The 24,387-nt window shown below is 66.2% G+C and carries 23 protein-coding genes; 10 read left to right on the top strand and 13 right to left on the bottom strand.

The genetic code is table 11. The annotated features are described in order from the left end of the window. The first annotated feature begins 8 nt into the window (after positions 1-8). Together VGJ96_10690 and VGJ96_10685 are read left to right on the top strand one after the other, a co-directional pair. Entirely contained in the window at positions 9-911 is a 903-nt protein-coding gene (locus VGJ96_10690; protein ID HEY3287571.1) for a 3'-5' exonuclease, read from the top strand. Between the two features lie 27 nt (positions 912-938). Then, positions 939-3,158: a hypothetical protein gene (locus VGJ96_10685; protein ID HEY3287570.1), complete on the top strand. Its 2,220-nt coding sequence runs from the start codon at positions 939-941 to the stop codon at positions 3,156-3,158. Positions 3,159-3,222: 64 nt separating this feature from the next. Here VGJ96_10685 and murB read toward each other — a convergent pair whose 3' ends face one another. Then, positions 3,223-4,203 carry a UDP-N-acetylmuramate dehydrogenase gene (murB, locus tag VGJ96_10680; protein ID HEY3287569.1) on the bottom strand — a complete coding sequence of 327 codons (981 nt, stop codon included), beginning with the start codon at positions 4,201-4,203 and terminating at the stop codon, positions 3,223-3,225. Here murB and VGJ96_10675 point away from each other — a divergent pair. Both VGJ96_10675 and VGJ96_10670 read left to right on the top strand, forming a co-directional pair. Continuing rightward, positions 4,187-5,668 carry a pitrilysin family protein gene (locus VGJ96_10675; GenBank protein HEY3287568.1) on the top strand — a complete coding sequence of 494 codons (1,482 nt, stop codon included), beginning with the start codon at positions 4,187-4,189 and terminating at the stop codon, positions 5,666-5,668. The two genes, murB and VGJ96_10675, sit on opposite strands and share 17 nt — an antisense overlap. Then, on the top strand, positions 5,668-7,014 hold the full coding sequence (locus VGJ96_10670; GenBank protein HEY3287567.1) for a pitrilysin family protein: 1,347 nt from the start codon (positions 5,668-5,670) through the stop codon (positions 7,012-7,014). The genes VGJ96_10675 and VGJ96_10670 overlap by 1 nt, the downstream gene beginning before the upstream one ends. Here the strand turns inward: VGJ96_10670 and hisIE are convergent. Genes hisIE through hisG form a run of 9 tightly spaced genes read right to left on the bottom strand, consistent with a single transcriptional unit; the run spans position 7,011 to position 14,207 of the window. Then, a complete protein-coding gene (gene hisIE, locus VGJ96_10665; GenBank protein ID HEY3287566.1) occupies positions 7,011-7,616 on the bottom strand; it encodes a bifunctional phosphoribosyl-AMP cyclohydrolase/phosphoribosyl-ATP diphosphatase HisIE in 606 nt (201 codons plus the stop codon). The two genes, VGJ96_10670 and hisIE, sit on opposite strands and share 4 nt — an antisense overlap. Continuing rightward, on the bottom strand, positions 7,603-8,388 hold the full coding sequence (locus VGJ96_10660) for an inositol monophosphatase family protein (GenBank protein HEY3287565.1): 786 nt from the start codon (positions 8,386-8,388) through the stop codon (positions 7,603-7,605). Before VGJ96_10660 ends, hisIE begins: the two co-directional genes overlap by 14 nt. After that, complete coding sequence (hisF, locus tag VGJ96_10655; GenBank protein HEY3287564.1) at positions 8,385-9,146, bottom strand: imidazole glycerol phosphate synthase subunit HisF; 762 nt, start codon at positions 9,144-9,146, stop codon at positions 8,385-8,387. The genes VGJ96_10660 and hisF overlap by 4 nt, the downstream gene beginning before the upstream one ends. After that, complete coding sequence (locus tag VGJ96_10650; GenBank protein HEY3287563.1) at positions 9,146-9,682, bottom strand: imidazoleglycerol-phosphate dehydratase; 537 nt, start codon at positions 9,680-9,682, stop codon at positions 9,146-9,148. Before VGJ96_10650 ends, hisF begins: the two co-directional genes overlap by 1 nt. Beyond that, positions 9,679-10,392, bottom strand: a complete 714-nt coding sequence (locus VGJ96_10645; GenBank protein ID HEY3287562.1) for a 1-(5-phosphoribosyl)-5-[(5-phosphoribosylamino)methylideneamino] imidazole-4-carboxamide isomerase — start codon at positions 10,390-10,392, stop codon at positions 9,679-9,681. The genes VGJ96_10650 and VGJ96_10645 overlap by 4 nt, the downstream gene beginning before the upstream one ends. A 5-nt stretch (positions 10,393-10,397) precedes the next feature. Continuing rightward, positions 10,398-10,997: an imidazole glycerol phosphate synthase subunit HisH gene (gene hisH / locus VGJ96_10640; protein ID HEY3287561.1), complete on the bottom strand. Its 600-nt coding sequence runs from the start codon at positions 10,995-10,997 to the stop codon at positions 10,398-10,400. Continuing rightward, positions 10,994-12,046: a histidinol-phosphate transaminase gene (locus tag VGJ96_10635; protein HEY3287560.1), complete on the bottom strand. Its 1,053-nt coding sequence runs from the start codon at positions 12,044-12,046 to the stop codon at positions 10,994-10,996. The genes hisH and VGJ96_10635 overlap by 4 nt, the downstream gene beginning before the upstream one ends. Continuing rightward, the gene (gene hisD, locus VGJ96_10630; protein ID HEY3287559.1) at positions 12,043-13,350 is read right to left on the bottom strand and encodes a histidinol dehydrogenase; all 1,308 of its coding nucleotides are present in this window, start codon (positions 13,348-13,350) and stop codon (positions 12,043-12,045) included. Before hisD ends, VGJ96_10635 begins: the two co-directional genes overlap by 4 nt. Beyond that, complete coding sequence (gene hisG / locus VGJ96_10625; GenBank protein ID HEY3287558.1) at positions 13,347-14,207, bottom strand: ATP phosphoribosyltransferase; 861 nt, start codon at positions 14,205-14,207, stop codon at positions 13,347-13,349. Before hisG ends, hisD begins: the two co-directional genes overlap by 4 nt. A 439-nt stretch (positions 14,208-14,646) precedes the next feature. Here hisG and VGJ96_10620 point away from each other — a divergent pair, with 439 nt between their 5' ends. The 3 genes from VGJ96_10620 to VGJ96_10610 all read left to right on the top strand — a co-directional run bounded on the left by VGJ96_10620 (position 14,647) and on the right by VGJ96_10610 (position 17,809). Continuing rightward, positions 14,647-15,129 carry a plastocyanin/azurin family copper-binding protein gene (locus VGJ96_10620; protein ID HEY3287557.1) on the top strand — a complete coding sequence of 161 codons (483 nt, stop codon included), beginning with the start codon at positions 14,647-14,649 and terminating at the stop codon, positions 15,127-15,129. A 175-nt stretch (positions 15,130-15,304) separates the two neighbouring features. After that, a complete protein-coding gene (locus tag VGJ96_10615; protein HEY3287556.1) occupies positions 15,305-16,840 on the top strand; it encodes a hypothetical protein in 1,536 nt (511 codons plus the stop codon). Between the two features lie 342 nt (positions 16,841-17,182). Beyond that, positions 17,183-17,809, top strand: coding sequence for an HD domain-containing protein (locus VGJ96_10610; protein HEY3287555.1), 627 nt, complete (start codon positions 17,183-17,185; stop codon positions 17,807-17,809). Between the two features lie 14 nt (positions 17,810-17,823). Here the strand turns inward: VGJ96_10610 and ispG are convergent, their stop codons facing one another. Then, positions 17,824-19,062 carry a flavodoxin-dependent (E)-4-hydroxy-3-methylbut-2-enyl-diphosphate synthase gene (gene ispG, locus VGJ96_10605; protein ID HEY3287554.1) on the bottom strand — a complete coding sequence of 413 codons (1,239 nt, stop codon included), beginning with the start codon at positions 19,060-19,062 and terminating at the stop codon, positions 17,824-17,826. Between the two features lie 80 nt (positions 19,063-19,142). Between ispG and VGJ96_10600 the strand changes: the two genes are divergently transcribed. Together VGJ96_10600 and VGJ96_10595 are read left to right on the top strand one after the other, a co-directional pair. Next, positions 19,143-19,580, top strand: a complete 438-nt coding sequence (locus VGJ96_10600) for a hypothetical protein (GenBank protein ID HEY3287553.1) — start codon at positions 19,143-19,145, stop codon at positions 19,578-19,580. Positions 19,581-19,764: 184 nt separating this feature from the next. Then, positions 19,765-20,355: a hypothetical protein gene (locus VGJ96_10595; GenBank protein HEY3287552.1), complete on the top strand. Its 591-nt coding sequence runs from the start codon at positions 19,765-19,767 to the stop codon at positions 20,353-20,355. A gap of 29 nt (positions 20,356-20,384) precedes the next feature. Here the strand turns inward: VGJ96_10595 and VGJ96_10590 are convergent, their stop codons facing one another. Next, positions 20,385-23,042, bottom strand: a complete 2,658-nt coding sequence (locus VGJ96_10590) for a M1 family aminopeptidase (GenBank protein ID HEY3287551.1) — start codon at positions 23,040-23,042, stop codon at positions 20,385-20,387. 253 nt (positions 23,043-23,295) lie between these two features. Between VGJ96_10590 and VGJ96_10585 the strand changes: the two genes are divergently transcribed. Next, on the top strand, positions 23,296-23,508 hold the full coding sequence (locus VGJ96_10585) for a cold-shock protein (protein ID HEY3287550.1): 213 nt from the start codon (positions 23,296-23,298) through the stop codon (positions 23,506-23,508). A 285-nt stretch (positions 23,509-23,793) separates the two neighbouring features. Here the strand turns inward: VGJ96_10585 and VGJ96_10580 are convergent, their stop codons facing one another. Further along, complete coding sequence (locus tag VGJ96_10580; protein ID HEY3287549.1) at positions 23,794-24,132, bottom strand: hypothetical protein; 339 nt, start codon at positions 24,130-24,132, stop codon at positions 23,794-23,796. Positions 24,133-24,387 lie beyond the last annotated feature (255 nt).

The raw sequence follows: 24,387 nt of genomic DNA, 5'->3' as shown, positions 1-24,387 counted from the left end.
AGACACTCGTGACGCACCGCCCCGACTACGAAGCGCTGGCCCGGCAACTCGACATGTCCGGCGAGTTCAAGGTGCTGCGTCGCTTCATGCCATGCGCGTCATACGGAGCGCTCGAGGAAGGCGACGAGGCGCGAACGGCGCTCTTCGTGGATGTGGAGACGACCGGCATGCAGTGGGTGAACGACCGCATCATCGAATTTGCGGGCGTCCCGTTCACCTTCGGCACGAAGAGCGGGCGCATCAGCAGCGTGGGAACGCCGTTCGTGTCGCTCGAGGATCCCGGACGGCCGATTCCCCCCGAAATCGTGCGCCTGACGCGCATCACCGACCAGATGGTGGCTGGCGCGCGGATTGATGCCGGCGCGGTGCAGGCGCTCGCCGATCAGGCCCAGCTGGTCATTGCCCACAACGCCCGGTTCGACCGGCCGTTCCTCGAGGCGCGGTTCCCGTTCTTCGCGGACAAACCATGGGCCTGCTCCATCAATGACGTGCCGTGGGAAACGCACGGCCTTGGCTCGGTGAAGCTGGGATGGCTCCTTATGGAGCACGCCGGCCTGTACTTCCGCGCGCACCGTGCGGAAGATGACTGCCTGGCGGCCATCCACGTGCTCGCGACGCCATTTGCCGATGATGGATCGCTGCCGATGCGTCACCTGATTGAATCAAGCCGCCGGCATACGATTCTGGTGCGTGCGGTCAACTCGCCGTTCGAGACCAAGGATCTCCTGAAGGGACGCGGGTACCAGTGGGACAACGGCACACCGGAGCGAGCCAAGGCCTGGCAGAAAGAACTGGCCGAGCAACAGTTGGAACCGGAATTGGGCTGGCTGCGGGATACCGTCTACAAGGGTCGCGGCGGCCCGGAAACGAAGAAGTTGACGGCGCGGTCGCGATATTCAGCGACGCGCTGACGCGGCGCCTCAGGGGATGCCTGTTCGATGAGTTTCGCCCTCGCAGCCCTCGCGGCCATGGTGATTCAGGGGCCGCCGCCGGCATCGGTGCGTGATACGGCAACGTACGAATCGGCGAAGCTGCAGGCGATCATCGCCGAGGCCGTGCGCGCCAACCGGCACGTGCCGCCAACCCTGGGCTCCTACACGGCGCAGGTCGAGAGTGAGATCGCCATCGGCAGCAAGCGGCCGGACAAGGGTGAGCTGTCGTTCTCGGTCGAGCAGGTTGCCAGTGAACTCATCTGGGATCGCACGGGCGCGTTCGAGCAACACGTGATTGGCTACCGCTCGCAGTCGGTGGGAGTCCAATTTGCCGGCATCGGGTTCCTTCGCAACGCGTGGGCGGTGCCGTCGCTCTATGGCAACCGGCTGGCCTTGCTCTTCGGACGCGACAGCACGTCCCGCCGTCCGCGCGTCGGCCGCCGGAACACGGAACGCTCGACGGTCCTTGCCGTGCATCCGCTGGCCGAGGATCATGCGCGCGTGTATCGCTATCGCGGCGGCGACACCGTGATGGTGCTGCGGTTCAACGAGCGCGAGATTCCGATCGTGCGGGTCGAGGTCGAGCCGCGCGCGGATGTTTCCGAGGAAACCGTGATCTTCACCGGGGAACTCGACCTCGACGCCGGACGCAAGCACATCGTGCGGATGCGCGGCTACTTTGCCCGCGTCGGTGCATCGATGCCGCGCGCCGGACTGCTGCGGGCATCCCGCCTGCAGGGCATCGCGTTCGTCGAGTTGGTGAACAGCGAAATAGACCAGAATTACTGGCTGCCGTCGTACCAGCGGTTCGAGGCGCAGGCGGCGGCGCCCTTCATCGGTGATGCCCGCGCCATCTTCCGCATCGTGTCGCGTTTTCGGAACTACGAAATCGCGGCGCCGGATAGTACGGTCGCGACGCGCCGCCGCGTTGGATCAGCCGATACCTTGGGCATTCGGGAGCATCGGCTGACCTTTGCCCCCGCCGACTCCATGCAGGCCTTCAACGGGTGGCGGGATGAAATCGGCGAGGCCAGCTCCGCCGTCGCCGCCACGGATTTCGACGACGTCGCGCCCGATCTCTGGCGGGCGACGGGACCGCCGCGGACCACCGTGCGTCCGGAACGCGTGCATGATGTGGTCCATGTCAACCGCATCGAGGGGATCTGGACGGGTCTTGGCATCACCCGGCAGTTTCGCGAACAAGCGCCAGGGCTGACCGTCCGTGCCATTGCGGGCTACGCATGGAGTGAGCGAACGGCGCGCGGACGGGCGATTCTGGAATACAGCCGAGCCAGGATGCGATACGGCGTGCGTGCCGGGCGCTCGCTCGACATCACGAATGACTTTCGCGTGGCATTCGATTCCGGCAACGCGACCAACGCCATCTTCGGCTACGACAACTACGATTACGTCGATCGCCGTTCCGTCATGCTCTCGGCGGCGCGGCTATTCCGCGACAAGTTCGGGAGTCTGGCGCGGATCGACGCCGGCGTGGTGGATGATCGCACGGCCCGCATGACGATGCATCGGGCGCTCCTCGGACGGCATCCGTTCCGGGAGAACCGTGCCGTGCTCGAGGGGCGCTATGCGCGCACCGCCTTCACCATCGACTGGCGTCCCGACGTGAACGGCGAACTGATGCGCATGGGTTATGGTGCCCGCGCGTACTACGAGCGCGGCGACGGCGACCTTGACTACCAACGCGTCGAACTGCGTGGCGCGATGCGCTGGAATAGCGGGCGCGTGACCGTGGCCGCGCGCGCGGAGGCCGGACAGCTCTTCGGTCGCGTGATGCCGCCGCAGCAGCTGTTCGAGCTAGGGAGTTCGGAGGCCTTGCCGGGTTACGGATTCAAGGAGTTTGCCGGCGACCGAGCCGCCCTGCTTCGCGGGGTCGTCATGTATCGCCTGAACGTGATGAGTGTCCCGCTGCGCCTCACGCGCCGGTTGTGGCTGCCGAGTCCGTCCCCGGCGCTTACGGCCGGCATTCAAGCGGGGTGGGTGGAGATCACGACCGCAGCCGCGCAAATCGCGGTGAATGAACTCGGGGTGATCGATCCCACGAAACTCGTACTCTGGCGGCCGGTCTCACAGGCAAGCGACGGGATCCGCGCCACGCTGACCGGAGGCATTCGGTTCTTCGGCGGCGCCGTCGGCCTGCTGGTGGCGCGACCCGTGGACCACAGCGAGAAATGGCGGTTTCTCGTCACGCTTGGCGGGCATCTCTAATACGGGCTTGGCGCGCAGGGTTTTTTCACCACGCTGAACCCAGCCCGGCACCGAACAACGCTGGTCAGAACTCCCCGACGAAACCGATTTCCGGCTCCAGCTGCTGGCCGAATTTTGCGGCCACCGCCGCCTGGGCATGCGCGATGAGGGCGCGCACATCGGCCGCGGTCGCGCCGCCGGTGTTGACCAGAAAATTGGCGTGAAGCGGGGAGATCTGCGCCGCGCCGATCGAGAATCCCTTCAGGCCACACTGGTCGATCAGCCGCCCGGCGCCGACGCCCTCGATCTTCTTGAAGACACTGCCAGCGCTCGGGTAGACGTCGAGACGCGGATGACGAGCACCCCGCCAGGCGAGATTCTCCTCCATCACCTGCCGCATCATCGCGGGGTCGGCCGGCGCCAACTGGAAGGTGGCGGAGAGCGCCACGTGTCCTGGTTGGTGCAGGAGGCTGACGTCGTAGCCGAACCCCATGGCATCGCGGGGGACTGTCTGGCGCGCACCAGACGGATCGAGAAGATCAACCTCCCGCAGCACTTCAGCGATGAACACCGTGCGTTCCCGCGCCGGAGCCGGCGACAGGAAATGCAGGTTCTGCCAAACCGCACCGCCGACGGTGCTTGGAATGCCCGCGTAGTGCTCCAGACCCGACAGGCCGCATTCTACCGCGGCGGCAATGAGGTCAGCGACCACCGTTCCGGACTCGGCCAGCACCACGCCATCCGCGCGGAACTCCACATGCCGCGCGACGTTGCGAATGACGAGTCCGCGGAATCCCCGGTCGCCGACGAGGATGTTGGCGCCCAGGCCGAGGACAAACCACGGAATGCCGGCTGCCCGTGCCGCGGCCACGGCAGTAGCGAGCGCGCCCGCCGACGTGGCATCGTACAAGACGTCCGCTGGACCACCGATGCGAAACGTGGTGTACGGAGCAAGCGGAACGGAGAGGCGAAGGGCCTCGCGCCCCAGGGTGGACGCGAGTTGATCGGCGAGCACGCCGGGGGCAGGCAAGCTTTTCTCGGGCATAAAGATGCGATCACGAATCATACGGCGGTTCACGCGAGCCGCCAGCGGAATACGACTTCTTGCGCTGGCCGTCACGCTGACGCTTGCGACGGCTCCAACCGTCCTCGCGCAGCGCGCCGATCTCGAGAAGATCATTCGGCGCACAGTGCTTCCGAATGGCCTGGAGGTGGTGGTCGTGGAGAATCAGGGCGTCCCCCTGGTCACCCTCGAGCTCGTGGTCCGCAACGGGGCCTTCACGCAGACGCCGGAATTTGCCGGACTGGCGCACCTCTACGAGCACATGTTCTTCAAGGCGAACGACCGATATCCGGATCCCGATGAGACGATCAATCGGGCCTCCGAGATGGGGGCGGTGTTCAATGCCTCCACGCGCGAAGAACTGGTGAACTACTACCTCACGGTCTCTGCAGACTCCCTGGCGGCCGGCATGGATTTTCTGGCCGCTGCGGTGCTGACACCCAAGTTCCTGCCGGATGAACTGACGCGAGAGCGCGAAGTGGTCATCGGCGAGTACGACCAGCAGGAGTCCACCCCGTTCTTCCGGTTCGATCAGGAGATGGGCAAGCGACTCTGGACGACGCAGTTCAGCCGAAAGAACACCATCGGCGACCGTGACGTCATTCGCGCGACGACGCCGGCGAAGATGCGGGCCATCAAGGACCTGTACTACATCCCCAACAACTCCCTGCTCATCATCGCCGGTGATGTGGATGCCGCTGCGGTGTTTGCGCAGGCGGAGCGGATCTTCGGCGGCTGGAAGCGCGGCCCGGACCCCTTTGTGGCCGCGCCTATTCCGCCCATCCCGCCGCTCCAGCGAAACGTCGGCTTGGTGCACGAGGACGCCGTCAATGCGGCGACGGTGCAGATCCAGTGGCATGGCCCCAGTGTACGCAAGGACGAAGACGCGACGTTCGTCGCGGACGTCTTCAGCGATCTACTGAATGCCCCGGGGTCTCGTTTCCAGAAACGGCTGGTGGACAGCGGACTGTGGGAAGGCGTGATCGTGAACTACTACACGCTGAACAACGTCGGCCCCATCACGGTGAGCGGGCAGACGAGCCCCGACCGGTTGCGCACCGCGCTCAAGACGCTCGATGCCGAACTGCGAGAGGTGCTGAAGCCGGGCTACTTCAGCACGGAAGAAATGGACGCGGCGAAGGCGCAACGCGCCGTGTCCAGCGCCTTCGAACGGGAGAAGGCCTCGGCCTTTGCCCACACCATCGGCTTCTGGTGGAGCGTATCCGGACTCGAGTACTACATGAAATACGTGGACGAGATGGCGCGGCGCTCGCCTTCGCAGCTGCAGGACTATGCCCGCAAGTACATCATCGACCGCCCGCATATTGTGGGCGTGCTGATCTCGCCTGAGGGGCGCGCGCAGCTGAAGCTGACGGAGGACGAACTGGCGCGATGGGGCACCACACCGCCGCGGGCGGTTCCTGCCGGCGCTGCCAAACGGCCGTCAACACCGGAAGGGGGCCGCTGATGCGCACCGCCGTGCTGCTTCTCGCCTGCTGGACCATGCCAGCGCTCGCCCAGCGCATCAACCCGACGCTGCCATCGGCCTCGCGTCATGCGCCCGTGGTGCCGGCGCATATCGACACCTCGACGACGAGCTACACCATCGACGGCATCCCGGTGATCCACCGAGCCGGCGCGGCGAACCTGGTCGTGGTGAACCTCTACCTGCTGGGAGGCGTGCGAAACGCCACGCCCGAGACGGCCGGACTCGAGCCGATGTACCTGGCAATCAGCGAACAGGGCACCGAGCGCTACCCCAAGGATGTGCTGCGCCGCGCCATGGCGCGCACGGGAAGCGCCATTGCCCTCGACGCGAGCGATGACTGGACGTTGTTCGGCATGCGCACCACGACGGAAGAACTCGACTCGGTCTGGACCATCTTCACCGACCGCCTCCTCCATCCGCGCCTCGAACCCGCGGAAATCGATTTCGTGCGCAACCAGATGCTCAGCGCGCTGCGTCAGCTGAACGAAAGTCCCGACGCCCTCCTCGCACGTGTGGCGGACAGCGTCGCGTTCCGCGGCCATCCGTACGCGCTGGCGCCCGCCGGTAGTGCCGCGACCATGACGGCCATCACGCGCGAGGCGCTGCTGCGCTGGCGGCAGCAGGGACTCGTGAAGTCGCGGTTCCTGCTGGTGGTCGTCGGCAATGTGCCGCGGGCCCAGGTTGAGCGCATGGTGTCGAGTTCCCTCGGCAAGCTGCCGGCAGGACACTACGCGTGGACGCTGCCCGACACGCTGCCGGAGCGGCCGTCATCGCTGACCGTGGTGCCGCGCGCGCTTCCCACGAACTACGTGAGCGGCATCTATCGCGGGCCACCGGCCAACGACCGGGACGCGGCCGCCCTTCGCGTGGCATCGGCGGTGCTGTCGGGCCAGTTCTTCAGCGAGATCCGCTCCCGGAACAACCTTACCTATACGGCGGCGGCCGATTTCCGCGACCGGGCGCTCATTTCGGGGAAGCTGTTCGTCACCACCACGCTGCCGGATTCCGCGCTCAAGATCATGCGCAGCCAGATTCGCCTGCTGCAGGACGTGAGGATTCCCACACAATCACTGGCCCCGCTGATCCAGCAGTTCCTCACCGAGTTCTTCCTCGACAACGAGACCAGCAGCGCGCAGGCGGATTTCCTCGCGCGCGCCCAACTCTACAATGGTGACTGGCGCGCCGCCGGCCGCTTCATGGCTGACTTGCGCGCCGTCACGGGCGATGATGTGCGCCGGGTAGCGCGCCGCTACCTGCGGAACATCCAGTGGGTGTACGTCGGCGATCCGGCGCGCATCACGCGCCAATTGGCCGAGTCGTTCTAGCGGCGCGCCGCCAACGCGGCGCGCACGTCGTCGAGTCCGACCCCAACCGCCCGCAGCGCGACCAGGGTGTGGTAGAACAGGTCCGCCGCCTCCTCGGTGGCGCGTCCCGGCTCACCATCCGCGCACGCGGTCACGAATTCCGCCGCCTCTTCGCCGATCTTCTTGAGGCGGAGATTCCGGTCGGCCAGCAGTCGCTGCGTATAGGTGGGCCTCTCGCCGCCATCGGCCCGCGACATCGCACGCGACTGGATCGTGGCATCCACGGCGGCCACGACATCACCCGCAGTCCCGGTGGATGCAAAGCATGAGACGGTGCCGTTGTGGCACGACGGCCCGGCCGGCGTGACTCGCGCAAGCACCGCGTCCGCGTCGCAATCTGGCTCAAGCGAAACCACCCGCTGGACGTTCCCGCTCGTTGCGCCCTTGTGCCACAGGCCCCGCGACCGCGAGCGGTAGTGCATTTCGCCGGTGGCCTCCGTGCGCTCGATCGCCTCGCGATCGGCCTGCGCAACCATCAGGACGGCACCCGTCACGGCGTCCTGTGCGACGACCGTGACGACGCCGCCGTTCTTGGTGAAGTCGAGCTGATCAGCGAGGGGCATTCGTGCTCCAAAGTAGGGCGCGGGCAGACTCGGCCAACGCGCCATTCGTGGCAATCGCATCACCGGCAAACGCATCACGCTGGCCATTCCAACCCGTGAAGACGCCGCCGGCTTCCTCGATGATCGGCAGGAACGGCGGGGCGTCCCACGGATTGAGAACCGGATCCACCATCACGTCGGCCCGGCCCGTGGCGACCAGCAGGTACCCGTAGCAGTCACCCCAACCGCGGCTTACCGCGGCCTGGTTCGACAGCAGTTCCCAGCCGGCCCGCCGATCCGCGGAGGGGAAATTGCGCGCGTCGGTCACGAGCACCGTGGCCGCCGCGAGGTCATCGACGGTGCTCACGCGGCAACGGGCGCCATTGTGCCAGCACCCTTCGCCCGGCGCCGCGGCGATGTGCTCCTCGACCGCCGCATAGGCGGCGGCGCCGGCCAGCACGTCATTGCCTTCGCACACCGCAACGCACGTTCCCCAAAACGGGACCCCCCGCACGAAGCTCTTGGTGCCGTCAATCGGGTCGAGCACCCAGCGGCGGCCGCTGGCCCCCGGCGTTTCCCCAAATTCCTCTCCCAGCACGCCATCGGCGGGAAAGCGCGCGTGAATCCACTCGCGCGCCAGCTGTTCCGCGGCGCGATCGGCCAGCGTCACGGGCGACCCATCCCCCTTGGCTTCGACGACGAGGTCCTGCTTATAGTACCGAAGTGCTACTAATGAGGCGAGGCGCGCAACCTCGAGCGCGGCCTCCATGAGCACGGCCGGTGACGGCCTCATGCCGCCTCCCGCACGGCCAGGCCGGCGGCACGCATCGCGTGCTTGAGGGCGGTCACCGTGACCTGGCCGTCGTGGAGGATGCCGGCCACGAGCGCGGCGTCGGCACGCCCGCGGATGAGGGCGTCGCAGACGTGCGCCGCAGACCCTGCCCCGCCGCTGGCGATCACCGGGACGGTCACGGCGTCGGCCACCGCGCGAGTGAGCTCGAGGTGATAGCCATCGCGCGACCCGTCACGATCAATGGACGTCAGCAGGATTTCCCCGGCGCCGCGATCGGCGCACTCGACGGCCCACGCCACCGCTTCGCGGTCGGTTGGCGTGCGGCCCCCGTGCGTGTAGACGCGAAACCGGCCGTCTTCCCATTGGGCGTCAATGCTCGCGACGATGCACTGCGCGCCAAAGCGGCTTGCCCCTTCGCTCAGCACCTCCGGACGACGAACGGCGGCCGAGTTGAGACCGACCTTGTCCGCGCCGGCGCGCAGGGCAGCGGCGATGTCGTCGACGGTGCGAATGCCGCCGCCGATGGTCAGCGGAATAAAGAGGCGCTCGGCCGTACGGCGGGCGAGGTCGAGCAGGGTCGTGCGCTCTTCGGCGCTGGCCGCGATGTCGAGGTAGACGATCTCGTCCGCTCCCTCCGCCTCGTAGCGCGTGGCAAGTGCCACGGGATCGCCCACGTCACGCAGCCCCACAAACTGCATGCCCTTCACCACGCGCCCCGACCGGACATCGAGACAGGCGATCACGCGACGCGTCAGCATCAGGCCCCCTCGAGCGAGACGGCGCCCTTGGTGCTGAAGACCACGCCGGTGTCGACGAGCGCCTGACGGAGTGCAAACCCGAGCGCCTTGAACGCCGCCTCGACAACGTGGTGGCGGTCGCGACCGCGCAGCACGCGAAGGTGCAGGGTCACCTTGGCCGCGTCGCAAAAGGAGCGCATCCAGTGTTCGTACAGCGAACTGGGAATGGGGCCGCGATAGTACGGCCGTCCGCCGGCATCGAGCACGGCCTGCACGAGCGCCTCATCCATCGGGACCGTTCGCTCGCCGTAGCGCGCGCATGTCGCCGGCAGGACGCGGCGCAGCGCCTCGCCCACCGTCAGGGCGACGTCCTCGATGAGGTGGTGCCGGAGATCGCCCGTCGCGTCAATGGTCAGGTCGAGTCCGGAGTACCGCGCGAGCGCCGTCATCATATGGTCGAGAAACGGCACACCGGTACGCACGCTCGCACGACCGGTGCCGATGGCCATCTCGACCCGAATCGTCGTTTCCGACGTCTTGCGTTCCACGGCGATCATTGCGCGAACTCCTCCGCGACAAGGCGCGGGTCGATTGCTCCGGTATACAGCGCCATGCCGATGACCGCCGCGGCCACCCCGCGGTCTTCGAGCGCGCGCAGGTCGGACAGGGTGCCGATGCCGCCCGAGGCGAAGACCGGAAATGGCGAGGCGTCCACGACGTCTTCCATCAAGGGGAGATCGGTGCCCTGCATCAACCCCTCCCGATGCACCGCGGTCACGAGCAATCCGGCGAGCGGAAGCGAAGCCACGTCGTCCACCACGGACAGCACGTCACGCGCCAGCGTCCGCGACCAGCCACGGGTGACCACCTTGCGATCGCGCACGTCCGCCGCGAGCAGGCACCGGCCGGGGTTGGCCGTCGCCATGCGTTCCAGCCAGTCCGGATCCTCAATGGCTCGCGTGCCAAGCACCACCGCGGCCGCGCCGGCGTCGAGGAGCGATCGCACATCCGCCTCCGTGCGCACACCGCCACCAACCTGGCAGGCGGCGGCGTCCTCGGCGAGCACCTGCGTGATCAGGTCGCGGTTGGCGCCACGCCCGGTGGCGGCGTCGAGATCCACCAGGTGCAGGCGCGTGAAGCCGGCGAGCGCCCACTGCCGGGCGATGCGCACCGGATCGTCGAGCCGAACCTCCTCGCGATCGTACTCGCCGCCCACGAGCTGCACCACGTGGCCTTCACGAAGATCGATGGCAGGAATGGCGAGCATGGATGTCAGCCTGGAAGGACGTCGGAAATGAACTGCCGGACAAACGAAACCCCGGCGGTCGAACTCTTCTCCGGATGAAACTGCACCCCCAGCGTACGCGCCGCGCGCACCGCCGCGGGGAAACGATCGCCCTCGTGCGTACTCCACGCCACGACGCACGACCGGTCCACTGGCCGGCATACGAAGGAGTTGGCGTAATACGCAGTGTGAAGCGACGCCCGGACGAATGCCCCATCGGTCACGTCATCCAGGGTGTTCCATCCAATCTGTGGAACTCGCGCGGCGGTGAGGCGCGTCACCTGCCCCGCAAAGAGGCCGATGCCAGCCCCGGGCCCCTCTTCGCTGGCGTCGAACAGCAACTGCATGCCGAGGCAGATACCGAGGCATGGCAAGCCGGCGCGCAGCGCGTCACGCAGCGGTTGCCGTGCCGCGGCAAGCCCAGCCGCGGCGGCGGGAAAGGCGCCCACGCCCGGCAGCACCAGGAGATCCGTGGTGATGGCGCGCGTGATGTCCGTCTGGAGTTCCACCGGGTGCCCGCTTCCGGACAGCACTTTCACCAGGGAGTGCAGGTTGCCCGCGCCATAGTCGAAGACCGTGATCGTCATGCCAACGCCCCGCGCAGGGCATCAAGAAACTGCTCCATGATGGGCAGGGGACCCATCCCGACACGGATCGCGTCACCAAAGACCGGGAGTGCCGTGAATGCGCGCACCGCCACACCACGATCCGCGAGCCGCGCCGCCAGCGCACGCGCGTCGCGCACCGGCACGCAGACGAAATTGCCGCGTGAGTCCAGTGGCGACAGCCCCATGGCCTGCAGCGCTTGCGTTACCTGTTCGCGCACGGCCACCGCATCGGAGGCCCGTGCTCGCATCCAGTCCGCGTCCTCGGTCAGCGCGAGCGTTGCGGCCCGTTCGGCCAGGGCATTCACCTTATAGGGCCCGGTCGATTTGCGCACCGCGGCAACGAGGCCGGCACTACCCACCGCGTACCCCACCCGCAGGCCGGCCAGTCCCCACGCCTTGGAGAAGGTACGCAGGACGAGCAAACGGCCGAGCGACGGCGCCTCCTGGAGGAAATCCTCGAACTCAGGAGCAAACTCCGCATACGCGCCGTCGAGTATCACGATGGCGTCGCTTTCATGCACGATTCGCCGAACCACCGCTGCCGGCGTCACCGTCCCGGTCGGGTTGTTCGGTGAGCAGAGGTAGATGACGCGAGCCCGGGTGGCGAGCATTGCGTCGGCGTCCGCGGCACCATCGCGTGTCAGCGGCACCGCCACCGGTTGCAGGCTGTTGAGGCGCGCGAAGATGGGCACCATCGAAAACGACGGCGCCGGATGCGCGAGAATCGCCCCCGGCTCGGCAACGGCGCGAAAGACGGCGTCAATGAGATCATCCGAGCCACAGCCGGCGGCGATCTCGGTGGGCTGTACCCCGATGCGCGCAGCGATCACGCCGGTGAGTGAACCAGCGGCGACGGACGGATACAAACTGAGCGTCGCGGCATCAACGGTGCGAATGGCGGCCAGCGCACGCGGCGGCGCTCCCCAGAGGTTCGCGTTGTCGCGCAGGTCGATGGCGCAGGTGGTGGCGTCGGGGGCGTACACCGGCACGCCCTCGAGCGACTGCCGGCCCACAGCATTTGCGTTCATCGAGCGATCTCCTGCCATTGGCGCGCCGACGCGGCGTGTGCCGGCAATCCCTCGGCATCGGCGAACGCGCCAACGTCGGCGGCCAGGCGCGCCGCCGTCGCACGGTCAATGCGCTGCCAGGTAGTCCACCGATAGAAATCGATGGTCGACAAGCCCGAGTAGGCGCGGCTCAGTCCACCCGTCGGCAGGACGTGATTGGCGCCACTCATGTAATCGCCGAACGCCACCGACGCCGTCTCGCCCACGAAGACGGTTCCCGCATTGCGCACGGAGCCCAGCAATGCCTCGGCGTCTTGCGTCGCGATCAGCAAGTGCTCCGGCGCCCAGCGATTGGCGAAGGCGACCGCTTCGTCAATCGATGCCGCCAGCAGGAGGGCGCCGCGTGACGCCAGGGCCGCCGAAATGACGGCCGAACGCGGTTCGCGCGAAGTCCACCCGGAGAGCAGGCGCTCGACGGCGTCGAGTAGCGCGTCGGACGTCGACACCAGCGCGACGGCGGCCATGGGGTCGTGCTCCGCCTGCGCCAGGAGTTCTCGCGTCACCACCTCGGGTGACGCCGAGGCATCGGCGATTACGAGCAGTTCGCTGGGGCCCGCCGGCGAATCGATGGCGGTGACGCTTGCCACCTGCGCCTTGGCTTCGGCCACGTACGCATTGCCGGGCCCCACGATGCGATCGACGCAGGGAATGGACGCCGTGCCGTACGCCATGGCAGCAATGGCGCCGGCCCCGCCCACAGCGAACAGACGGTCAGCCCCGGCGAGTTCGGCCGCGGCCATCACCACCTGGCTCGGCAAACCGTTGGCGCCCGGCGGTGAACAGACGAGGACCTCACCCACCCCGGCAACGCGCGCCGGGACGACGCCCATGAGCAGGGAACTTGGATACGCCGCGCGACCGCCAGGGGCATACACGCCGACACGCGCCAGCGGATCGGGGCGCCGGCCGATGACGGCGCCATCGGCCGTGACCGTCTCACTCGCCACGGGACGAAAGGCATCGTGCACCTGCCGGATATTCTCGGCGGCGTGCTCCAGCGAACGACGCAGGTCCGGCGCCAGCGCGCGGAGGGCTTGGCGCCATGCGGCACGCGGGACTTCAAGTGTCTCGAGTGTCGCGCCATCGAACTCGCTGGCCAGCTGCCGCAACGCGGCATCGCCCTCGGCGCGCACGCGTTCGATGATGCGGCGCGTGCGCTCGCGCACCATCGGATCGCCGGCGCTGGTGCGATCGAACAGGACGGCCCGCGCCTCGGCGTCGAGTGCGGCGATGGTACCTCGAACGGCGATGGACGGAGCGGTCATGCCATGAGCCTCTCGATGCGGGTCACGAGAATCCCCTCGCCACCCACCGCCTTGAGCTGATTGATGGTGCGATAGATGCTGGCGGCGGGCGCTACCGCGTGCACGGCAACCATCGATCCGCCATTCATCACGTCGATGACCGTCGGTCCGCTGATGCCGGGGAGAATGCGCTTCACCTCTTCGAGCCGCGCCCGCGGCACATTGGCCATCACATATCGCCGGTCGCGGGCCGCGAGCACCGACGCGAGGGAGGCCGTCAGCTCGTCGAGCGCCTGGCTGCGAGCGGGATCGCGCGGCGTACGGGCGACGACAAGGCGCGCGGTCGACTCGAGCACCGTGACGACTTCACGCAGGTTGTTGACACGAAGCGTCGATCCGGTGGAAGTGAGGTCGACGATGATGTCGGCGATGCCAAGGTGGGGCGAGATCTCCACCGCTCCCGAAACCGGAACCAGATCCACCCGTTTCCCGGCACGCGACATGAACTCCTGTGTCAGGCGTGGAAAGACGGTGGCGATCCGCGTGCCGTCGGCGATGTCATCCACCGACCTGATGGGAGACTCGTCGCGTACCGCGAGGACCAGGCGACAGCGGCCGAACTCGAGGTCAAGTCGCGAATCGAGCGCTCGCCCCGACTCCGATGTCAGATCCCAGCCGGTAATTCCGGCGTCGGCCGCGCCGTCGGCCACGAACTCGGGAATGTCCTGGGCGCGCACGAAGATGGCCTCGAACTCCCCGCCGAGGGACGCAACCAGGGCGCGCTCGGAAGACGAGCGCACCTCCAGTCCGGCGTCGGCAAGCAGCGAGCGGGCGTCGAGGTTCAACCGGCCTTTGTTGGGAATGGCTATTCGCAGCATAGTGGGGTCACGGGCAGGGGCACGGTGTGGTGCACGGGAGGGGATAAACGAAAGAGCCCGTCGGTATTCCGACGGGCTCGGGGATTCTGGCGAATCGGCGGCGTGGTTACGCCATCCAGATGCTCAGCCGCACGTGCACGTGCGCCCCCGGCCCGTCTGGCCGTGGTGGTGCACGTGGTGGTGGCGGCGCATCATCATGAGGTCGAATCCTAGTCGGTCGTGTAACCGGAGTCAAATTCACCGGTTCTGTGCACTCCAAACGGTCCGGCCGGCCACGGCAATGCGTCGGGTAGGGAACTCCGTCCCACGGCCGTGTGTTAGATGAGGCGCTGCGGAGGGCTTGAACCCTTCAATTGCCCCCCGCAATTCCCTAGATTTCCAAGGCTAGGGGATGCCCCCTTATTGACCTAACATCCTGCAAGATTTTCGGAGGCACGACATGCGGTTCATCGGTTCGGCGCTCGTGGCGAGTGCCATTGTTCTTGGCGCGTGCGGCGGCGGTGAGAAGGCTCCGGCGACGGACGCGGCGACCCCCGCGGCCGCCCCGGCTGTGGCAGCCACCGGCACGGCCGCCGCGATCACGGGCACGACGCACGAAGTGAAGATGTTCGGTGACGAGAAGGGTTATCGCTTTGAGCCCAAGGACATCACCGTCAAGGCTGGCGACGGCATCAAGTTCACGTTCGTCTCGGGTGGCCCGCACAACGTGGCGTTCAACGCGGCCGACATTCCGGCCGACGTGAAGCCGCAGCTCGACGCCAACATGGGCGCCGACAAGATGGCCGAGCTTTCGAGCAAGATGCTGATGAACCCGAACGAGTCGGTGACCATCTCGTTCGCCAACATCAAGGCGGGAACCTATCCGTTCAACTGCACGCCGCACCTCGCGATGGGCATGAAGGGAACGGTCACGGTCCAGTAACCGGCTGCGGCCTCGCGCCGCATGGTAGCTGAACGAACGACGGGCGGGTCCGACTCCGGACCCGCCCGTCTCTTCGTATCTTGCGGCGATGCCTCACGTCGTCGCCTCCTCGTCCGAACGAGCCGAATGGCTGGCGGCTCGCGCCCTCCTTGCCACGCGACGCCTTCGTCCCCTGGTGCCCGTTGCCCTGGCGGCCTTCGCGGTGGTGTTCGCGGCCGTCTACGCCGCGCGGGGACCACTGGCGAGACGGGCAGCTCGCGTCGAACAGGCGATGGTGCGTGAACAAGTGCGGGCCGTGGATACGCTCAGGCTGCTGGCAGACGTCGAGCACGCGCGTGCGCGGCTCGTGCAATACGACTCAGCGCTTCGCGAACAGCAACGCGAGGCGGACTCGAGTACCGCGACCTCCAGCCTGTCAGCGTCCGCCGCTCGGCAACGAGATTCGCTGCAAACGATGCTGGCGCAGCTGGACGCGCTTCTTGAGCGAGCAGCCAAGGCTCCGCTGACGGCGTCGTATCGTGCGCTGGCGAGTTCGCCGGCGCTGCGCGAGCTGGGCACCGTGCATCTCCTGATGGATACGCTCGACCTGCTGGAACGGGCGCGGCGGTCGCTCGATCCGGCCGCGGCGCCGCAAAGCGAGTTTGCTCGGCTCAGTCAGCGGGCCAATTCCATCGGTGCGGAGCTTCAGGCGATCGGGCTCGCGAAGAAAGTGTCTCTCCTGCGGCGCATCGATGCGATAGAAACGCCAACCGTCGATCACGGACCGGACACCCTCGCCGTGGACTCGACGAGAATACTGGCGCTTCGAGACAGCGCCGTTCAGAGACTCGCCGAGGCCGAATCCGCATTGGGTGATGCGCGCACGCAGTATCGCGTAGCGCGGGAGCAAGCCGATTCGGTGGCGCAATGGCGTGCCAGTCGCATTCTGGGTGCATCGCCCTTCGCGGCCGCACTGAGCGCCTTGCTGATGGCCGTAGTGCTCGTGTTCACGCTTGCTGTTGTCGGCGAGGCTCGGCACCCGACGGTGGCCCACGCCCGTGAAGCAGAGCGACTGACCGGGCTGCCCGTGCTCGCGTCCGCGAAAGCATTTCGCATTCCCAAAGCTGGCCGAGCGAGGCTGCAACCCGGCACCGGTGTCGAACCGTTTCGCATGCTCTTCCTGTCTCTCACGGCAAGCGGTACGCGGCATCGCGTCGTGGCCGTGACGGGCGACGATGCCGTCGTCACGGCCGCAGCCGCGGGACGGCTTGCCGTCTGTGCAGCAGCTGATGAGCATGCGACAGTGGTCGTCGACTTGGCCCCTGGCCGACCATCCACCGCCGCATACTTTGGCTGGCGCGATGAGCCAGGTTTTACCGAGGCGATCGCTGGCGTGCGGCTCTGGCGGGAGGTGGCGCGACCCATCGGCGCCAGCGAGGGCCTGGTCATGGACGTCATTCCTGCCGGCATGCAGCGCAGCGATACCGTTGCGTCGGTTGCCCACGCTTCGTCGCGCCGTGATTTCTCAGAGTTCCTGGCGGAGTACGACATCGCAGTGCTGGTGGCTCCGACGATGGGCTCGCTCGAATCAGTTGCGGCCGTCGAAGTTCCTCCACCGATTGTCGTCGTCGTCCGGGTAGCGAAGACTCGGTTGCAGGCTTTGAAGGCGATGCTCCTCGACCTGAAGAAACGCAAGGCGATGATTCTCGGGCTGGTGATCATTAGACAATGATGGCGTCATGATATCTGTATTGTGGCGCGATAATGGCTTGTAAGTACCTGAAGCGCCTATTTGAGTATCTTCGTCAGCTACGTCGACGAGTCGCGCTGACGACCGCTGCCGAGTCGGCGATGCACGCTTGGCATTCGTCCCTGAGATCCATGGACTCGGCGGCCAATAGAGTGGCCACCCTGTCTGATCCTCTGTCGCGCGTTCTCCCGCGTTCAGGAGGGGGACTGACCACGTCGCGCGCGGTGTCGACGTATGCGCACCGGAGTGACCACCAGTTGTCGTGCAGGGCTTAGCCCGCCGCGGTATCTTACGGATCGCTCACGCCCAGGCCGTCCAACCGACATGACCGGCTACTCCGACCGCATCAATCACGCGCTGGCCTTCGCGGCCAAGCACCATGACCGTCAGGTCCGCAAAGGCACGCGGTTGCCGTACGTCACGCATCCCGCGAACGTGGCGATCATTCTCGCGCGATACGGACAGCCGGATGAAACGGTGATCGCCGGCATCCTGCACGACGTCATCGAAGATTGCGTGCGGGAGAATTGGCCGCGCGACATGCTCGAGGAACGCATCGGCGAGAAGTTCGGGCCCGACATCCTGAACACGGTGCTGATGGTCACGCATCGCAATGTGGACGACGACGGCAACGAGATGGACAAGGAAGAGCGAAACGCCGACTACCTTGCCCGTCTGGCGCAGGCCAATGAGACGGCGCGATGGGTCTGTGCGGCCGACAAGATTCACAACGCGAGTTCAGTGCTCGCCGACCTGCGCCGAACCATCGATCCCGAATCCGTCTGGGGTCGATTCAGCGCCGGCAAGGAAGGAACCATCCGCTGGTATCGTGCGGTGTACGACCGGCTGAAGTCGCTCAATTTCTCCGGCGAAATTCTCGCCGAGCTGGGCGGCGTGGCGGATGCGCTGGAGAAGTACTCGGACATCGGCGCGGGACAGTCCGGCGGGTAACGGTCGCTGGTGACCTATCGCGCCGGATAGGTCCGCTGGACGTAGTCGTTGAGGATCACGAGGAACTCCTCGACAATCCGATCGCCCTTGAGCGTCCGGAGCAGCGCGCCATCCACATAAACCGGCGCCTTCGGTTCCTCGAACGTTCCCGGCAGTGAGATGCCGATGTTGGCGTGCTTGCTCTCGCCCGGCCCGTTCACGACGCATCCCATGACGGCAACCTTCAGCTCCTCGACGCCGGGATGCGAGTCCCGCCAGACCGGCATCTGCTCGCGCAGGTACGTCTGGATGTCCTCGGCGAGCTTCTGGAAATAAGTGCTGGTGGTGCGACCGCAGCCCGGACAGGCCGTTACCTGCGGGGTGAAGGAACGCAACTCGAGCGACTGCAGAATCTGCTGGGCGACCAACACTTCCTCGGTGCGATCGCCGCCCGGACGCGGCGTGAGTGAAACGCGAATGGTATCGCCGATCCCCTCACTCAGCAGGATCGAGAGCGCGGCTGACGACGCAACCATGCCCTTCATTCCCAGCCCCGCTTCCGTCAGACCCAGGTGGAGCGGGTAATCGCAGCGCGACGCCAGGCGACGGTAGGCGTCGACGAGATCCTGCACCTGCGAGATCTTGCAGGAGATGAGGATCTGGTCGTGGCGCAGTCCCACCTCTTCGGCCAGCGCAGCGCTTCGCAGCGCGCTTTCGAGCATTGCCTCGATGTAGACGTCCTTGGCGTCCGCCGGATCGGGGCGCCGCGCATTGGCGTCCATCATCTCGGTGAGCAGTTCCTGATCGAGCGAGCCCCAATTGACGCCCACGCGCACCGGCTTGTCGTTGTCCACGGCGATCTGGACGATCGTGCGGAAATTCTCGTCCCGCCGCTTGCCGCCCACGTTGCCGGGGTTGATGCGGTACTTCGCGAGCGCGCGCGCCGTCTCGGGATACTTGGCGAGCAGGAGGTGGCCGTTGTAGTGGAAATCGCCGATGATCGGCACGTCCACTCCGGCATCCCGCACTCGGCGTGCCATCTCCGGGACGGCCGCCGCCGCCTCTTCGTTGTTGACCGTGACTCGCACCAATTGCGAACCGGCCCGGGCCAGCGCAACAACCTGCCCGGCCGTGGACGCGGCATCGGCCGTATCAGTGTTGGTCATGGACTGCACGACGACCGGGTGCTCGGACCCAACGGCGACATTGCCGACGTGCGCGGTGACGGTCTTTCGACGGGAAGAGAAAACCACGGAATTCGGGGCTAGGGACATAGGAAAACTAACGCGCGGTGGACGTAGGCGGTCCGGAGCGCGATAATGCACCAAGGATCTCTGCAGAGGAATTCCGCCACATGTCCGACCCCTCCCCGTCCCCGAACGCCCCGGCGCCCGAAGCGCCTCCCCCTCCCCGCCCCGGACTCCTGCGACGGCACTGGGGGAAACTGACCCTGCTGACCATCGTGCTGGTGCCGGTTGTCGGCATGGCCCTGTGGGTGGCCGTCACGATGTCCTACACGTACTCCGAAGGGACGCGGACCGGCTATGTGCAGAAGCTTTCGAACAAGGGCTGGCTGTGCAAGACATGGGAAGGCGAGCTGGCGATGACCACCGTGCCCGGCACCGCGCCGCAGATCTTCAAATTCTCGGTACGTGGCGACTCCGTCGCGCAGGAGATCGAAAAGACATCGGGCAGCCAGGTGACCCTTTTTTACAAGGAGCACCGCGGCGTCCCGACGAGCTGCTTTGGCGAGACCGCGTACTTCGTGGACGGCGTGCGAGGGACGAAATAGCGCGATGCCGTACACGAACTGCAGCGTCTGCGGCGCGAAAGCGCTGGTCGGAGCCACCCGCTGTCCGCGGTGCCAGGCGCCGTTCGTTTCCTACGAGGTCAACGGTGAGCGTGTGCCGACGGTCAACTGCCCCAACTGCGGAGTGCAGCGACCGGTCGCCATCGGAGTGTGTCCAAACTGTCTCATGTCGACCGCCCCGTCCGGGCGGCGTCTCGTGCGCGGCCTCGTGCTGGCGAGCGTGGCCATCGCCGCGCTCATGGCGGTGGGATACGCAATCTCGCGTCGTGTCGAGGGAACGGCGTCGACGGGATCGTCCGCCACTGCGATTGACACCGTATTGCCCGGCGATACCGCCGTGGCGCGACGAACGGTGACCGACACCCTGCCCTCCCCGCTCCCTGCCACGAACACCGCGATCCCCACATCCGCTGGCGTCGAAGCACCAACGGTGACGAACGCCGTGAGGACAGCCGCAACGTTGCCCCCGAACGTCTCGCCAGCGACCACGACCACCCCCTCACCTGCCGTCAAGCCAGCGCCCCCGCCGAGCGTCGCGGTCCCGGACACGGGTCGGTGGGAAGCGGCGGTGGCCACGACGTGGGTTCGCGTGCGATCGGCCCCGACGCGCGAGAGCGACGTACTGCGCATGGTCGATTCGGCGCAGCGGGTGCGTCTTGGCCCTCCGCAGAACGGCTGGCGTCCGGTTCGCGTCGGCGTGGACCGCGGATGGGTTGACCCGCGGCTCTTCAGCGTCATCCCCGCGCCGAAGCCCTGAAGACCTCGGCGCGTTTCACCTTCAGCGCGCTACTGCTCGAGTTTGCGGCCGAACTCCGCCCGAATGCGCACGGTCCGCGCCAGCTCGTCTGCGTTCTGCAGCACCTTCTGTCGCAGGTCGAGCGGCAGCCTGGGATGCTCACGCAGGAACTGCTGCACAACGTCCAAGGCCGCCGGCTCCGTCTGGCCATTGAGGAAAGCTCCCAGCCACGAGCCGAGGAAGAAGATACGACGGTTGGCCTGAATGAAGGGCAGCGAGTCGAGCGCTGGACGCAGGAAGCGGCGTGTGAGCGCCTGATGGTCCGTCGCATTGAAGGCGCCGAGCGATCCACTGGCCCATTCTTCGTTGAGCGCGGAGTCGGCGAAGTAGCGCCGGAAGTAGTCGGCCTTGACCGAGGCATCGCCGCGCGCGGCGCCAACGGTGAAGGCGCGACGACGACCGTCCGGTGTGCTGTCCCGCCGCGCCTGCTCGGCAAGACGCGCAGTAGCGTCCTCGGTGCCAAGCACCATCAGGTGCGTCACGACCTCCCAGCGCAGCGGGTCGCGGACTACGTCGCCGGCGGCGGAATCGGCGGCAAGCACGTCGCGCAGGCGCGACAGGGCCGACGGGGTGCGTGAGACGCTGATGAAGGCGTCGAGGTAGGCGCGCCGAATGCCGTACGGGCGCGCGACGTCCCCTGCCCCGCTCCAGAGGAAACGCTCGACCACGCCCTGCAGGGAGTCGCGCGCAGCGTCGACGAGGTAGGCATTCATGGCACGACTCAGCCGGCCCAACTGGCTGGGGACGATCTGTTCGTCGTCCTCCCCGGGCAGGTCACGCACGACGAGCGCGACGAACCGTGCCGGGTGCAACCTCGCGGCGCGGACTTCGTCCCAGAGCGTGCCCCAGAGCATGGCGCGGAGGAGCGGGTCAGCAACCTGGGCCAGGTCGCCACTCAGCAACGCGCGGCGGCTTGCGGTGTCGAGATGCACCAGCTGATACCCAAAATCTCCGGCGTTCGGGAAGACGAACCTGGGGGCCGGCTTGCCTGCAGCGCGGGCCACCGTCGTTGTGCGGCCAGTGAGCTCAACGGTGAGCATTTCACCCGTGATCGCCCCTGCTGATTTCGGCGGTGTTGACGGGGGACAGTCAGCACACAAGAGAGTCTCCGGGTAGGCGAGTTGGACCCGCACCTTCAGCGGCCAACTTCCCTGCCCCGACACGCTCGGCTGCACCGGACGCTGCACCAGTTGCACTGTTTCGATGCGCCCGTTCCTCAGCGTCAGCTTCGTCTCAACTTCCGGCATCCCCGGACGCAGCATCCACTGCTTGCCCCACGCGGAGAGGTCGCGGTGCGAGGCCTGCCCAATCGAGCCCAGCAAGTCCTGCCAGGTGGCATTCGCGTACGCGTGCCTGGTCAGGAACTGCTGCACGCCGCGCCGGAAGGCGTCGTCACCGACCTGAAAGTTGAGCTGCTTGAGCACCGATGGTGCCTTGTTGTAGACAATGGCGCCGTAGTTGCTCTTGGCTTGGTCCAGATTGGCCAGCGATTGCCAGAGCGGCGTCGTCCCTGTGGTCTGGTCCACGCCGTACGCGGCCGGCTTGTTGCCCAGGTAGAATGTTTTCCACGCCTGGCTGGAGGGCTCCAGCTCGTTCAGGGCCTTCGCCGCCATGTAGGTGGCGAATCCTTCCTTGAGCCAGAGGTCGTCGAACCACTTCATCGTCACCAGGTCGCCGAACCACTGGTGCGCCACTTCGTGAAGGATGGTTGAGTATCGACCGAGCCGGCGCGGCAGCGTGGGCCGCTCGCGGAAGATGAACCGGTCTTCGTTGTAGAAGATCGCCCCCGGATGCTCCATGCCGCCGAACGGAAAGGCTGGCGCCAGCACGAAGTCGAACTTGTCGAACGGATATGGGCGGTTGAAGTAACCCTCCATCCACTCGAGCGCCCGGCGGTTGAGCGCGACCAGCGTATCGAGGTCGGCTTCCTTGGCGCGCGAGGCGCGCACGTAGACACTCACCGTGCGTCCGTTGGCGGTGGACGAGAGGCCACGCCATGGCCCAGCCGCGAAGGCGATCAGGTACGTGCTGAGCGGCTTCGTTTCGGCAAAACGGTGTGTGCCGACAGTGCCATCGACCTCGGTGCCGGTCTGCCGTCCGTTGGCGATGACGGTCCAGTTGGCCGGCGCGCGCAGCGCGAAGGTGACGCGGGCCTTGAGGTCGGGCTGGTCAAAACACGGAAATAGCTGATTGGCGTCGGCCGGAACGAGCAGGGTGTACAGATAGTCGTTGCCGTCGGTGCGATCGGTGGAGCGGATAATTGAGGCGCCGGTCGGAGCGATATCGGCCACGAAGGACAGTTGTACCGTGTTCTCTCCGGGCCTCAGCACTGACGGCGGCAGCGTGAGGTGCGCGCCGTTGTAAAGCGGCTCTGGGATGGACGCACCGTTGGCCACGACAGATCCCAGGCGACGCCCACGAAAGTCCAGGATGACGGCTCGAGTTCCCGTGCGGTGAAACCGAATCGCTACCTGACCCGGCGCACTGTCCCGCGCCGTGACGTCCAGCACGAGGTCATAGCGGACGTCAGAGATCGTCTGCGCCCTGACCGTGGCGAGGTTGCGCGAGATCCCGCGTCCGACGAGCATCGAATCGGGCTGGGAAGGGAAGGGGAGGGCGAGGAACAGGGCGCTCAGGGCGTGAAGCACGGGACTCGGGCCAGAGGGTAGGTGCCTAAGTTCCGAGGAAGTCAGCCTCCCAGCAACCCGGCGACCCGGGGTGCCCTTGCTAATTTGCCAGGAATCCGTACGTTGAAGGGGATGCGATCTGGAGACCTGGTTCGTCCGGGTCTTTTTTTCGTGCCAGCCCAGCGCGGGGGGCTCCAGTGGACCCGTGACAGTTACGATCGTCTTTGACTCGGGACAGGCCCGAGCGAGCGATCAAGAAAAACAGGAGCAGGGAATGCGTACGACCGGTAAGGTGAAGTGGTTCAATGATGCGAAGGGCTTTGGTTTTATTACGCCTGACAACGGGACCAAGGACTGCTTCGTGCACTACAGCGCCATTCAGGGTTCGGGCTTCAAGTCGCTCGCCGAAGGCGATGCGGTGGAGTTCGAAATCGTCCAGGGCGCGAAGGGCCCGGCCGCGGAGAACGTGACCAAGGTCGGCGGCTGAGCTTCACTCTGCCGTTCGTCCGTCCAGAAGGGCCCCGGGAAACCGGGGCCCTTCTTCTTTTCCGACTTTGGGGGCTATCTCAGGCCTTCTTCACCACGGAGGCACGGAGGACTACTTGAGGGCCACGGAGAACTTCCAAGTGCTTGGGGTAACGACATCGCGCCACGCAATGTCCTGGACGGCACGCGTTGTAACCCCAAGGAATTGTAGTTCTCCGTGGCCCTCAGCCGGTTCTCCGTGCCTCCGTAGTGAAGAAACCCTAGGAATAAGCGCCCAAGGTATCGACTAGTCTCGCACGGGTGGCCGGCCACGGCGGGGCGGAATGACGTTCTCGATGGCATCGGTCAATTTGGCCTGCAAATCTCGGCGGATCCGTTCGATATCAACGTGAATGGCCAGATGGCCACCCGGTGAGGTGATGATGCCCTCTCTCGAGCTCAGGGCCTCTTCCGCCAGCAGCAAGGCGGTGGGCGTTGGAATCGCATAGACGCGCGTCAGGTCGATGGCTACGGCCACCTGCTCAATGCTGGCGAACGAAAGCCGGCGTGGAACCCCCTGCCTGCCACGATCCATCCCCCGAACGGGATAACGAGAGAGGATGTTGTCGAGATCCTTCTTGGCCACACCGAGCGCGAAGGCCGCGGTTCCACTTGTAACGGCGCGCATAAAAATTCTCGTCAATGATTATAAACAAAACTCCGCAATGAGAACTATATATAGTCGTACCTAACAGCTTGTCAAGAAACGGTTAAACGACTCAATACAAACAAATGGACAATTGACACGAAAGGAACATCCGATCTGGATTGTTCCTGAACGCTCTTACTACCCAAGTAAGCCAAACGGACGCGACAGGACCGGTAGCTTCGGTCTGTTCGC

The organism is Gemmatimonadaceae bacterium (genome assembly GCA_036504815.1).
Classification (GTDB): Bacteria; Gemmatimonadota; Gemmatimonadetes; order Gemmatimonadales; family Gemmatimonadaceae; genus PNKL01.
Note: the sequence above shows the minus strand (reverse complement) of the source record. Positions and strands in the feature narration are given on the sequence as shown.